8 protein-coding genes and 1 pseudogene are annotated in these 12899 nt (G+C 63.2%); 3 read left to right on the top strand and 6 right to left on the bottom strand.

Annotated elements, in window-relative coordinates; translation table 11 throughout:
• Nucleotides 1-20 precede the first annotated feature (20 nt).
• The 3 genes and pseudogenes from OW521_RS21395 to OW521_RS21385 form a co-directional block, all read right to left on the bottom strand.
• Nucleotides 21-1766, bottom strand: coding sequence for an ABC transporter ATP-binding protein (locus OW521_RS21395; protein WP_268021496.1), 1746 nt, complete (start codon nucleotides 1764-1766; stop codon nucleotides 21-23).
• Between the two features lie 135 nt (nucleotides 1767-1901).
• Entirely contained in the window at nucleotides 1902-2681 is a 780-nt protein-coding gene (locus tag OW521_RS21390) for a trans-aconitate 2-methyltransferase (RefSeq protein ID WP_268021495.1), read from the bottom strand.
• A 72-nt stretch (nucleotides 2682-2753) separates the two neighbouring features.
• A pseudogene (locus tag OW521_RS21385) lies at nucleotides 2754-3510 on the bottom strand (hypothetical protein).
• 315 nt (nucleotides 3511-3825) lie between these two features.
• Between OW521_RS21385 and OW521_RS21380 the strand changes: the two are divergent.
• Genes OW521_RS21380 through OW521_RS21370 form a run of 3 tightly spaced genes read left to right on the top strand, consistent with a single transcriptional unit; the run spans nucleotide 3826 to nucleotide 8250 of the window.
• Nucleotides 3826-6387: a DEAD/DEAH box helicase gene (locus OW521_RS21380; RefSeq protein WP_268021494.1), complete on the top strand. Its 2562-nt coding sequence runs from the start codon at nucleotides 3826-3828 to the stop codon at nucleotides 6385-6387.
• Between the two features lie 20 nt (nucleotides 6388-6407).
• Nucleotides 6408-6908 (top strand): GNAT family N-acetyltransferase, encoded by a 501-nt coding sequence (locus tag OW521_RS21375; protein ID WP_268021493.1) that lies wholly within the window; start codon nucleotides 6408-6410, stop codon nucleotides 6906-6908.
• 4 nt (nucleotides 6909-6912) lie between these two features.
• Nucleotides 6913-8250 (top strand): alpha/beta fold hydrolase, encoded by a 1338-nt coding sequence (locus OW521_RS21370; protein WP_268026040.1) that lies wholly within the window; start codon nucleotides 6913-6915, stop codon nucleotides 8248-8250.
• A 62-nt stretch (nucleotides 8251-8312) separates the two neighbouring features.
• Here the strand turns inward: OW521_RS21370 and OW521_RS21365 are convergent, their stop codons facing one another.
• The 3 genes from OW521_RS21365 to coaE all read right to left on the bottom strand — a co-directional run bounded on the left by OW521_RS21365 (nucleotide 8313) and on the right by coaE (nucleotide 12880).
• A complete protein-coding gene (locus OW521_RS21365; protein ID WP_268021492.1) occupies nucleotides 8313-9347 on the bottom strand; it encodes a TerC family protein in 1035 nt (344 codons plus the stop codon).
• Between the two features lie 179 nt (nucleotides 9348-9526).
• A complete protein-coding gene (uvrB, locus tag OW521_RS21360; protein ID WP_268021491.1) occupies nucleotides 9527-11614 on the bottom strand; it encodes an excinuclease ABC subunit UvrB in 2088 nt (695 codons plus the stop codon).
• Nucleotides 11615-11659: 45 nt separating this feature from the next.
• On the bottom strand, nucleotides 11660-12880 hold the full coding sequence (coaE, locus tag OW521_RS21355) for a dephospho-CoA kinase (RefSeq protein ID WP_268021490.1): 1221 nt from the start codon (nucleotides 12878-12880) through the stop codon (nucleotides 11660-11662).
• Nucleotides 12881-12899 lie beyond the last annotated feature (19 nt).

Genomic DNA, 12899 nt, shown 5'->3' with positions numbered 1-12899 from the left:
GCGGTGCACGCTATCGCCGCTCACGCGGCTTCTTCCGTTTCGAGCTGGGACGCCACGATCTCCCGGTAGGTCTCCGAGGACACGAGGAGTTCCTCGTGGGTTCCCTTTGCCACCAGACGGCCCTGGTCGATGAGGAGTATCTGGTCCGCCGACACCACCGTATTGACCCTCTGGGCGACGATGATGACGGTTGCCTCCCTCAGTTCGGGTTCGAGTGCGGCCCGGAGCCTTGCCTCGGTCGCCGTGTCCAGGGCTGAGAAACTGTCGTCGAACAAATAGACGGATGCGGGGCGCAAGATTGCGCGGGCAATGCACAAGCGCTGCCGCTGGCCGCCGGAGAGACCGGCACCGCTCTGGGAGAGGGTGGTTTCCAGACCTTGGGGCAGTTCGGCCACGAAATCTTCTGCCTGCGCGGTCTCGAGGGCTTGCCACAATTGGGAATCCGTTGCCGACGGCAGCGAAAGCCGCAGATTTTCCGCGATGGTTCCACGGAACAGCCATGTCTCCTGGGGCACGACGGCGAGCCGGCTGCGCAAGGCACCCAAGGGAACCGTCGCGATGTCCTGGCCGTCGAGGGAGATGCTTCCGTTTGTCGCCTCAAGGAGCCTTGGCACAAGGCTGACGATAGTTGACTTGCCGCTTCCCGTGGAGCCGATCACCGCCGTCGTGGTTCCCGGGGCCGCTTCGAAAGAGATGCCTTCCACCACCGGCGCCTCGGCTCCCGGATAGGCGAAGGAGACGTTGTTGAAGCTCAAGCCCCCCGTCAGCTCAGGACCTCCCGTGCTCCCGCCGGCCAGGATTCCCGGCAGGGCCGATTCGGATTCAGTGTTGAGCACTTCGGTGACGCGTTCAGCGCTGACGGAAGCACGGGGAGCCATGCTCAGCACATACATGGCCATCATGATCGCGAGGAGGATTTGCATGATGTAGGCGATGAATGCGGTGAGTGCACCCAATTTCATGTCGCCGTGGATGATGCGGTGGCCACCGAGCCAGACCACCCCCGCCGAGGACAGGTTGACGACGATCATGACGAGCGGAAGCATGGCCGCGATAATCCGGGCAGAACGGAGATTGTTGTTTGTCAGGGCGTCATTGGCAGCCTCGAACCGTCTCATCTCAAATGGTTGGCGGACAAAGGCCCTGATGACTGCGGTGCCCAGGATCTGTTCCCGAAGCACGCTGTTGATCCGGTCCAGCAAGCCCTGGCCCTCGCGGTACAGCGGCACGAGCTTGCGGACGATCAAGAGCATGATGGTCAGCAGCACGGGAATGATCGCAAAAACGATCCACGACAATGCCACGTCCTGTTCGACTGCCAGAATGACGCCGCCTATGCCCATGACCGGCGCTGCCACCAGCATGCTAAACACGATCACCGTAATGTTCTGCAGCTGCAGGACGTCGTTGGTGGTCCTGACCACGAGGCTGGCGGGCCCGAAGGCCGCTACGTCCTGGTCCGGGAGGGAATGGATCTTGTCGAAAAGGTCCTGCCGGAGCCCTCTGCCAAGCTTCATGGCGACGATGGCGCCAAGGTAGCCGGTCAGCACTGCAGCAAGCACCTGAACGACTGCGAGGAGCAGCATCCAACCGCCCAGTCGCAGTATCACTTCGCTGTTCCCGGCAACAAGGCCGTCGTCGACGATCTTGGCGTTGAAGGTGGGTAGGAGGAGGGTGGCTCCGATCTGGACCAGTTGCAGCAAAACTATGGCCAGTACGTGGGTCTTGTAGGGGGCTAGGCGCTGCAGCAGCAGGGATGCCAGCACTTTGCCTCCAATCGTTGGTCTCCGGAGCGGCGGATTCCACACGATGCCGCCCCGCGATGGCCTTGTCATTGTAGTTCAGATCACACTGGTATTCGGTGCAATTCCAGTACTTCCGGAGCCAGGAATCGCTCCTTCTTAGCCACGTTTTTTGGCCACGGCGAAAATCCTGCGGAAGGGAAACACGGTGCCGTGCCGGTCCGTCGGATAGGCCTCTCGCAGCATGGCTGCGTACTGGTTTTCGAAAGCGGCCGCTTCGCCCTCGGGAAGGGCGGCAAGCACAGGACGGAGACCCGTCCCCCGCACCCAGTGCAGCACGGGGTCGGGTCCCGGTAGGAGTTGCTGGTAGGTGGTTTCCCAGGCGTCGGCGTCGCATCCGGCGTCGAGCATGATCCGGAGATAGTCGGCTGGTTCCCCGACGGCGTCGTCGTGACGCAGCACACCGGACAATCTTCCGGACCATTCCGGCGAACCGGCCAGCTCGCGCATGAGTACATGGGAGGGGGCACCGAAGTTTCCCGGGACCTGCAGGGCAAACCACGCACCGGGCTTCAGCGCGTCCAGCCACCCGGCGAGCATGGCCAGGTGTCCGGGCACCCATTGCAGGGCCGCGTTGCTGACCACGACGTCGGTGTCCGCTTCCGGTGTCCACTCTGCGATGTCGGCGCGCTCGAACGAAAGACCCGGCCGTGCGGCGGTGAGCAGTTCGGCTTTCGCCAGCATCTCGGCAGAAGAGTCCAGCCCGACGACGGCGGCACCGGGCCAGCGCGTCGGGAGGGTCGCCGTCAGGTTCCCCGGACCGCAGCCCAGATCCACCACGAGCCGTGGATCTTCCGCCAGGATTCTCGAGGTCAGGTCAAAAAACGGGCGGTCGCGGTGATTGCCGAACTCGACGTACTTGGCTGGATCCCATTTCACTGCTGTCTCCATCGTCCGGCTCCGTGGTCTCTTCCTCTCCACACTGACATGAAAATTGCCTGTTGTGGTTTCTTAGCCGGCTTGTTGCAGGGGTTCGAGGATGACTTGGTAGCCCAGGGACTCGAGCTGTCCGATCGCGCGGGCCTTGGTCTTGGCTGGGGCGCGTCCGGCGAAATAGTCAGGTCCGGGATCCCGGTAGAGCTCTCCTGTGGTGAGCATGTGCCAGACTGCGGTGAGCATGGCGTGTTCCAATGCGACGAGCGCTTTGGACGGACCGTGCCGGCAGTGATCCGTCTGTATTTCGCGGAGAAGTAGGTGTGTGCCCGGCAGTGGGGAAGACGCTCATGTCAGCCCCCGTTTCGGCGATGAAGACCTCGGCGACCGTTCTGCTGAATCCCGGAATACTCACGAGGATCTCCCGGGCGAGGAGAAAGGGCGCGATCGCCTCTTCGATCCTGGCGCTGAGGTCGTTGATGTCCGCGGTGTGAGCGTCGATCCGGTGCAGATACAGGGCCGCCATGAAGCGGTGGTGGTCATGGAACCTGCCATTGAGCGCCTTGGTGAGCTCGGGGATCTTCGAACGCAAGCTGCGCTGGGCGAGGTTTGCCAGTGCGACGGGGTCATTCTCGCCCTCGACGAGGGCCTGCAGCATCAGTCTCCCGGGGACACCCAGGTGCTCCCGCAGGTCGAGGATCCGGGCGGTCATCGAATCCCAGGTCGTGACAGTGGACCTGGTGGGCCTGGACCCTCGGCCCTGGACACGGACGCAGACCTTCGCGTCCTTCTTCGAAACATCGACACCCGCGCACCGCGGGTGGATCACCTCCATAGCGGATCACCTTCCAAAGCCGCCCCTGTGAAAAGGTGTCTGTGTTCCGGGGAGGACGGATAAACAACAAATCTGACATTCGTGCTCGAAGCAACAATCCACGGTCCCGCGGACAAGAAACTGTGCCCTCCGCCACCAAACTAAACTACGGGCTCACCGGCACCATCGAGCGACCGGGGTCAACCGAAACACACTCCCAAGTCTCCTCCCGCCCCACCGGTGAGCACCAGATCCCGACCAGGACAGGTGAGGGACCCGCCAATTTTCCACCGCCACGGCGGGGCGACCGCCCCTCGGGAACTAAGCTGGAAGGCAATGAAACTTCTTGAGCAGCTTCCGGTAACATCCAACGCTGGAACCTCCGACGCCGGATCGGGCAACGGACGCGTTGACCCGGACGAAATCTACACACGCTTCGTTGAGTGGACGGAGAGCCGCGGGCTGCAGCTGTACCCTGCGCAGGATGAAGCCATCATGGAACTCGCATCCGGCTCCAATGTCATCCTGGCTACACCCACCGGCTCGGGAAAGTCGCTGGTAGCCATCGCGGCGCATTTCGAGGCCATGTCCCGGGGAATGCGCAGCTACTACACCGCCCCCATCAAGGCCTTGGTCTCGGAGAAGTTCTTCGCCCTCTGCGAGATCTTCGGAGCGGAGAACGTCGGCATGATCACGGGCGACTCAGGGGTCAACCAGGACGCGCCCATCATCTGCTGCACCGCCGAAATCCTCGCCAACATCGCCCTGCGCGAAGGCAAGGGAGCCGAACTCGGCACGGTCATCATGGACGAGTTCCACTTCTACTCAGATCCCCAGCGGGGTTGGGCCTGGCAGGTGCCGCTCCTGGAGCTCCCGCAGGCCCAGTTCCTCCTGATGTCAGCGACGTTGGGAGACGTCAGCCAGTTCGAAACCGGCCTGACCGAACTCACCGGGCGGTCAACCACCACCGTCAGCTCAGCCGAACGCCCCATCCCCCTGCACTATTACTTCCAGGAAACTCCCGTCCACGAAACCCTCGAGGAACTCCTGAGCACCAAGCAGGTTCCCGTTTATGTGGTGCATTTCAGCCAGGTCGAAGCGATCGAACGCGCCCAAAACCTCATGAGCGTCAACATGTGCACTCGCGAGGAAAAGGACAAGATTGCCGAACTGATTGCCGGCTTCAGGTTCGCCGCCGGATTCGGCAAGACCCTGAACCGGTTGGTGCGCCACGGCATCGGCGTCCATCACGCCGGCATGCTGCCCAAGTACCGGCGGCTCGTGGAGCAATTGGCCCAGGCGGGACTCCTGAAGGTCATCTGCGGTACCGACACGCTCGGCGTGGGAATCAACGTTCCCATCCGCACCGTCCTCCTGACGGCCCTGAGCAAGTACGACGGCGTCCGCACCCGTTTGCTGAACTCCCGCGAGTTCCATCAGATCGCCGGCCGCGCGGGCCGCGCAGGCTATGACACCGCCGGAACGGTTGTGGTGCAGGCTCCCGAACACGTGGTGGAGAACGCGAAGGCGATGGCCAAGGCCACCGCGAAATTCGGTGACGACCAGAAGAAACTGCGGCAAGTGGTGCGAAAGAAGCCCCCCGAGGGCTTCGTCTCCTGGGGGCAACCCACCTTCACGCGTTTGGTGGAGTCGGTCCCGGACCCGTTGACCTCGAGTTTCACGGTGACGCATGCGATGTTGCTCAACTTGATGGAACGTCCCGGCGACCCGTTCGCCGCCACGCGCCGCCTCCTCACCGAAAACCACGAGGCCCGGTCCGCCCAACTGCAGCTCATGAAGAAAGCCCTGGGTATCTACCGGGAGCTGTTGGCCGCAGGAGTGGTGGAACGCATTCCCGAAGCCGAGCAGGAGAAGGAAGGCCGATCCGTTCGCTTGACCGTCCACCTGCAAGCCAACTTCGCACTGAACCAGCCGCTTTCGCCGTTTGCGCTTGCGGCGCTGGAGCTCCTGGACCCGGAGTCGCCGTCGTACGCTTTGGACGTTGTGTCCGTGATCGAGGCAACCCTCGAGAAACCCCGCCAAATCCTCTCTGCGCAGCAAAAGAAGGCACGCGGCGAGGCTATCGCCGCCATGAAGGCCGATGGCATCGACTATGACCAGCGCATGGCGATGCTCGAAGAGGTCAGCTACCCGCAGCCCCTCGCGGAGATCCTGGGCGAAGCTTTCGATGTCTACCGCAAGGCCGCTCCATGGGTGGGCGACTTTGAGCTCGCGCCCAAGTCGGTGGTACGCGATATGTACGAGCGCGCCATGAACTTCGGTGAATTCGTCCAGTTCTATGGACTGGCCCGCTCCGAGGGCATTGTGTTGCGGTATTTGGCAGACGGCTTCAAGGCCTTGCGCCAAACGGTGCCGCAGGACGCGCTGCGCGAAGACCTTGAAGACCTCATCGCGTGGCTAGGCGAACTGGTCCGCCAAGTCGACTCCAGCCTACTGGACGAATGGGAGGAGCTCACGTCCGGGGCGGCCCCCACGCCGCACGACGCCCCGCCTCCCCCGCCGCCGTCGCTCACGTCCAACACCCGCGCCTTCCGGGTTATGGTCCGCAACGAAATGTTCCGGCGCGTTGAGCTGTTCGCGGACGAGGATGCCGCCGCTTTGGGCGAGCTCGACGCCGGCAGCGGCTGGGATGCGGAACACTGGGAGGACGTCCTGGACGACTATTTCGACGAACACGACGACATCGGGACCGGCCCCGACGCCCGCGGCCCGGGCCTCCTCATGATCACCGAGGAACCTGGCATCTGGCGTGTGCGGCAAATCTTCGACGACCCCGCCCGCAACCATGATTGGGGCATTTCCGCCGAAGTGGACCTGGAAGCCTCGGACGAGAGCGGTACCGCCGTGGTCAGGGTGACCGCGGTCAACCGCCTCTAGGCTCCTAGTAAGCTCGAATCATGAGTGTTATCCGCCCTGCCGCCGTGTCCGATGTCCCCGCGATCCTGCAGATGATCCACGAGCTCGCGGTCTACGAAAAAGAGCCCGACGCCGTGAAAAACACGCCGGAGATGCTGACCGCTGCCCTGTTCGGCGAGAATCCGCGGGTGTACGCGCACATGGCGGAAAACGCGGCAGGAGACGTCCAGGGCTTCGCCTTGTGGTTCTTGAACTACTCCACGTGGGAAGGTGTCCACGGCATCTACCTTGAGGACCTTTACGTCACGCCCCATGCGCGCGGCGAGGGCCACGGCAAGGCGCTCCTGCAGCATCTGGCCGCCACCGCCGTCGAACGCGGTTACGCAAGGGTGGAATGGAGCGTCCTGGACTGGAACGAACCGTCCATTAACTTCTATCGCAGCGTCGGCGCCGTGCCCATGGACGGCTGGTCCACCTTCCGGCTTGCCGGAGAAGCCCTGGGTGCCTTTGGCAGCGATGACAAGGTCTTGACCCGTGGCTGAACGCATGGCTGGCCACGCGGCACACACCATCCGGGCACGTCACGAATTCCGTGGCGTCCGGACCACCGAACATTTCTTCACGGTGCCCCTCGACCACTGGCCTTCCGGGAGCGAAGCTCCCGGTGATGGCGCCGCGGAGACGATCGCCGTCTTCGCCCGGGAGTTCGTCTCCGCCGAGCACCCGGCTGAGGACGCGGCCCGGCTGCCGTGGTTGCTCTACCTCCAAGGCGGACCGGGCGGACGCGGAACGCGGACCACGTCCTTGTCCGGCTGGATGAAGGCTGCCGCAAGAAGCTTCCGCATTCTGATGCTCGACCAACGCGGCACGGGCCTGTCCACGCCAGCGGACCGCAACACGCTGCCGCTCCGAGGCGATGCCGAGGCTCAGGCAGACTACCTGGCGCATTTCCGGGCCGACTCGATCGTGGCTGACGCCGAACTCATCCGGAAAACCTTGGGCTCGGAACCGTGGACCGTTCTTGGCCAGAGCTTCGGCGGTTTCTGCGCACTGACCTACCTTTCCTTCGCTCCGGAAGGCCTTCGCGAAGTGCTCATCACGGGAGGGCTTGCGCCGTTGGACGGCCCGGCCGAGCGCGTCTACCGGGCCACGTTCCAGCGGGTCGCGGAACGGAACGCGGAGTACTTCGCCTGGTATCCGGAGGACCGCGAGATGGTGACCCGTATCGCGCGGCATCTGGACGCCACGAAGGAGCGGCTGCCCAGTGGAGAGCGCCTGACCGCGGAGCGCTTCCAACTGGTGGGATCGTTCCTGGGCGGGAACACCCGCGTGGATGCCCTGCACACCCTCCTGGAGGACGCCTTTGTACCCTCCGCGGATGGAGAGCGGCTTTCTGACGCCTTCCTGGAGCAAGTCCACGGACTCGTATCCCGGGCATCGAATCCCCTGTACGCGGTCCTGCACGAGGCCATCTACGGCCAAGAGCAAGCCACGGACTGGGCGGCTTGGCGCGTGCTTGCGGAATTCCCGGAGTTCCAGCCCGAGGCCGCGGAGCCGCTCCTGACAGGCGAGATGGTCTACCCCTGGTATTTCGAGCAGGATCCGGCCTTGGTGCCCTTGCAGGACGTGGCCGCCCGTTTGGCCGGCAAGCAGGACTGGAAACCTCTTTACGATGTGGCCCGGCTGGCCGCGAACACGGTACCCGTGGCGGCTGCGGTGTATCGCGACGACATCTATGTGGACTTCGAGCTATCCATGGAGACCGCAGCCGCTGTGCGCGGACTGCAGGCCTGGACCACCGGGGACTTCCACCACGATGCTATCGGCGAAGACGGCGAGGGAATCTTCAACCGTCTCTTGGGAATGGTGCGCGGCAAGAGCTGAACCCCGGCCACAGTGGTGACCGGGGTTCAGCTGTGGTCCGCCGCGCACCGCGGCGACCCGCGTTAGTGGCCGGAGACCTTGTGCATGCTCTTGCGGGAATCTTCCTCGAGCCGGGCGTCCAGCTTGGACTTGATGGCGGCCGGACTCAGGAGGCTCGCGACTACCGCCACCACGATAGTGCCGATGATGACTGCCAGAGACACATAGGTGGGGATCTCGGGAGCCCATTCAATATGGTGTCCGCCGTTGATGAAGGGCAGTTCGTTGACGTGCATTGCGTGCAGCACCAGCTTGACGCCGATGAACGCAAGGATGACCGACAGTGCGTGCTTGAGGTAGATCAGGCGGTTCATGAGGCCGCCGAGCAGGAAGTACAGCTGGCGCAGGCCCATGAGGGCGAAGATGTTGGCAGTGAAGACGATGAACGCGCTCTGGGTCAACCCGAAGATGGCCGGAATGGAGTCCACCGCGAACAGGAGGTCCGTCATGCCGATGGTCACGAACACGATCAGCATGGGGGTGAAGAGCTTCTTGCCGCCAACCGTGGTGCGCAGCTTGCCGCCGTCGAACTTCTCCGACATCGGGACAACCTTGCGGATGCGGGCAATAACGGGATTCTCGGAGGTTTCTTCTTCGTCTTCGCCGTCGTCCGTGGCCTGTTTCCAGGCAGTCCACAGCAGGAATGCGCCAAAGATGTAGAAGACCCAGCTGAACTGCTCAATCACCACCGCGCCAAGGGCAATGAAGATGCCACGCAGGACCAGGGCAATGATGATGCCTACCATCAGCACTTCTTGCTGGTACTTACGGGGCACCGAGAAGCGCGCCATGATGATGATGAAGACAAAGAGGTTGTCGATACTCAGGCTGTATTCGGTCACCCAACCGGCGATGAACTGGCTGCCCTGCTCGGGGCCGGCAAAGGCGAACATCGCTCCAGCAAACACCAAAGCGAGGGTGACGTAGAACGCAACCCACAGGCCGGCTTCCTTCATGGAGGGTTCATGCGGACGCTTGACGACCAACAGGAGGTCTACAAGGAGGATGATTCCGAGAACGACGAATGAGCCGATCTCAAACCAAGCGGGGAGTTGCATCAAGATGCCTTTCGCAGGTACGCCAAAACGGCGTAAGTCTCTCCGACCTGCCTGCGTCTGCGTGCCTGAAGGCAAACAACGCCAATACGGCGATCCGCTATGCCCGGCGAGGCATCTATGCCTTGCGTGTTGACGGACGTAGCGCTTGGGATACTCCCCTACGTAGCCTCAACTTTACCCTAGGCGTGTCCGGCAGACTGCATTTGGCGGAGTTCGCGCTTGAGCTCGCCGACTTCGTCACGGATCCGTGCAGCGATCTCAAACTGCAGTTCGGCGGCAGCTGCGTGCATCTGCTCGGTCAGCTGTTCGATCAGTCCCACCAGGTCTTCCGCCGGGGCCGCGGCCAGGCCGTCTTGCCGGACCTTCGTGGCGCCCTTGCCCTTTCCGGTCCGGCCGCTCTTGCTGGTCGCCGCAAGAAGCTCACGGGTATCGGCGTCTTCGCGCGCAAGTTGGTCGGTGATGTCAGCGATTTTCTTGCGCAGCGGCTGGGGGTCCACACCGTTGTCGGTGTTGTACTTGACCTGGATTTCGCGGCGGCGGTTGGTTTCCTCGATGGCCTTGGCCATCGAGTCGGTGATCCGGTCGGCGTACATGTGGACCTGTCCCGAGACGTTTCGGGCGGCGCGGCCGATGGTCTGAATCAGCGAAGTGGCAGAACGCAGGAAGCCTTCCTTGTCAGCGTCGAGGATGCTGACAAGTGACACTTCAGGGAGGTCGAGGCCTTCGCGGAGCAGGTTGATGCCCACCAGGACGTCGAAGCTGCCCATGCGGAGTTCGCGGAGCAGTTCAACGCGCCTAAGGGTGTCGACGTCGGAGTGCAGGTATTGAACCTTGACCCCGTGGCCCAGGAGGTAGTCGGTGAGGTCCTCGGCCATGCGCTTGGTCAGCGTGGTGACCAGGACGCGTTCGTCGCGCTCCACCCGGGACCGGATCTCACCGAGGAGGTCGTCGATCTGGCCCTTGGTCGGCTTCACGATGATTTCGGGGTCGATCAAGCCGGTGGGGCGAATGATCTGCTGGACGAAACCGTCGGCCTTGCCGAGCTCGTACTTGCCAGGGGTCGCGGAGAGATAGACGGTCTGGCCCACTCGCTCCAGGAATTCATCCCATTTGAGGGGCCTGTTGTCCATGGCGGAAGGAAGCCGGAAGCCATGGTCCACGAGGGTGCGCTTTCGCGACATGTCGCCCTCGTACATGGCGCCGATCTGTGGAACCGTCACGTGGGATTCGTCGATGACCAGAAGGAAGTCGTCGGGGAAGTAGTCGATGAGGCAGTGCGGCGCGGTGCCGGAGCCGCGGCCATCGATGTGGCGTGAGTAGTTCTCGATCCCGTTGCAGAAACCCATCTGCTGCATCATCTCGAGGTCGTAGGTGGTGCGCATGCGCAGCCTCTGGGCCTCCACCAGTTTGTTTTGGCCTTCGAGGACTTTGAGCCGCTCCGCGAGCTCGTCTTCGATGGCGGTGATGGCGCGGGACATGCGCTCAGGTCCCGCGACATAATGCGAAGCCGGGAAGATGTACATCTCGGTTTCCTCGCGGATGACATCGCCCGTGACCGGATGCAAGGTGTAAATGTTCTCGATCTCGTCGCCGAAGAACTCGATGCGCAGGGCCAGCTCTTCGTACATGGGGATAATTTCCACGGTGTCTCCGCGCACCCGGAAAGTGCCGCGGTGGAAGTCCATGTCGTTGCGGGTGTACTGCATCGAAACGAATTTGCGCAGGAGATGGTCCCGGTTCATCTCGGCGCCCTTGGTGAGCGTGACCATCCCGGCGATGTACTCCTCCGGCGTACCGAGGCCGTAGATGCAGGACACGGTAGCCACAACGATGACATCCCTGCGGGTCAGCAGCGCGTTGGTGGCCGAGTGCCGCAGCCGCTCGACTTCCTCATTCACGGAGGAGTCCTTTTCGATGAAGGTATCCGTCTGCGGAACGTAGGCTTCGGGCTGGTAGTAGTCGTAGTACGACACGAAGTACTCCACCGCGTTGTTGGGCAGCAGCTCCCGGAACTCGTTCGCGAGCTGCGCGGCGAGGGTCTTGTTCTGAACCATCACCAAAGTGGGCCTCTGGACCTTTTCGATCAACCAAGCGGTGGTGGCACTCTTGCCCGTACCGGTGGCGCCGAGCAGCACGACGTCTTTTTCGCCGTTGTTGATCCGTTCGGTCAGCTCCGCGATGGCGGCCGGCTGGTCACCTGCCGGCTTGAATTCGCTGATGACCTCAAAGGGCGCGACAACACGGTTGATCTCCTGGGCAAGACTCATGAATCCAATGTACCCCCGCCCGCGGACAGGTACTGTCCGCGTTTTCTAGCCTCGCGCCACGGAGTACGACGGCGGCTGCCACCCGCTGCTCTCTGCCCAAGAAGCCATGAGCGGCCAGGCGACCTCGGTAAACCATGGCTCCTTGGCTTCCGCATACGCCAGGGTCCGGCGGTCTCCGGCGTGCACCTCGGCGAGCTCCTGTTTCATGTCCGCATACATCTTCACGGCGACGGGGTCGGCGCGGAGCCAATCCCGGAACAACAACGCATAGCGCCAGCCCGGGCTTCCAAGGACCCGGACATGGACGTTGGCGGCCCGTCCAGGGTCCGCGCTGCAATGGAAGCGTTTTTGCCAGGCCGAGGGATCCAGGTTCGGCGGCTTGGGTGTGTCACGCGCAGAAGCCTCCCGCAAGGGGAAACCGGCCGCGCCCAACGCCGGAGCAATTCGATCCGCCACTTCCAGCGAGGCCACGGTGACTTGCAGATCGACGATGTCTTTGGCGGGAAGCCCGGGTACGGCGGTTGAACCGATGTGGTCCGCCCCCAGCACTTCCAGAGATGCTTTCCGGATCCTCGCAAGCAGCCGTTCGGCCTGCAGCGGCCAATTGGGGTCAGGTGCGGACAGTACGGGCCCGCCTGCTCGTGGCGCCGGTCGGCCCGCTGCAAGATTACGGGCGAACGGTGCCAAGCGCTCTTGCCACAAAGTGTCCACGAGCGCCGTGACGTCTTCGACGCTTCCCGAGTTTTCCAGCACGATGTCCGCTGCCGCCAACCGTTCATCCCTGCCGGCCTGGGCAGCCATCCGGGACACGGCGTCCTCAACCGTCATGCCACGGGTCTCCGTCATACGCCGGATGCGTTCCTCGTCCGGCGCGTCAACCACCAGCACCAGGTGGAAGTTGCTCCCCTGCCCGGTTTCGACCAGCAGCGGAATGTCCTGGATCACGACGTCTCCGGGACTTGCCGTGGCGAGCATCGCACCGGCCCGTTCCCTGACGAGGGGATGGATGATCGCGTTGAGCGCTTCCCGGCGATCCGGCTGGGCGAACACAATCGCCCCGAGGCGCGGACGGTCCAAGCGGCCTTCGGCGTCGACGATGTCTTCACCAAACTCAGCCACGACGTGGGCGAGGCCGGGCGTACCCGGCTCAACGACCTCGCGGGCCAGCGCATCGGCGTCGATCAAGACGGCACCCAACTCCTTGAGCCGGGCGGACACTAGTGATTTGCCGGAGGCGATCCCGCCGGTAAGTCCAATCTTCAGCACCCCTCCACACTAGACTGGG

The organism is Arthrobacter sp. MMS18-M83 (assembly GCF_026683955.1).
GTDB lineage: Bacteria > Actinomycetota > Actinomycetes > Actinomycetales > Micrococcaceae > Arthrobacter.
This window is presented reverse-complemented; position numbering and strand designations above follow the sequence as displayed.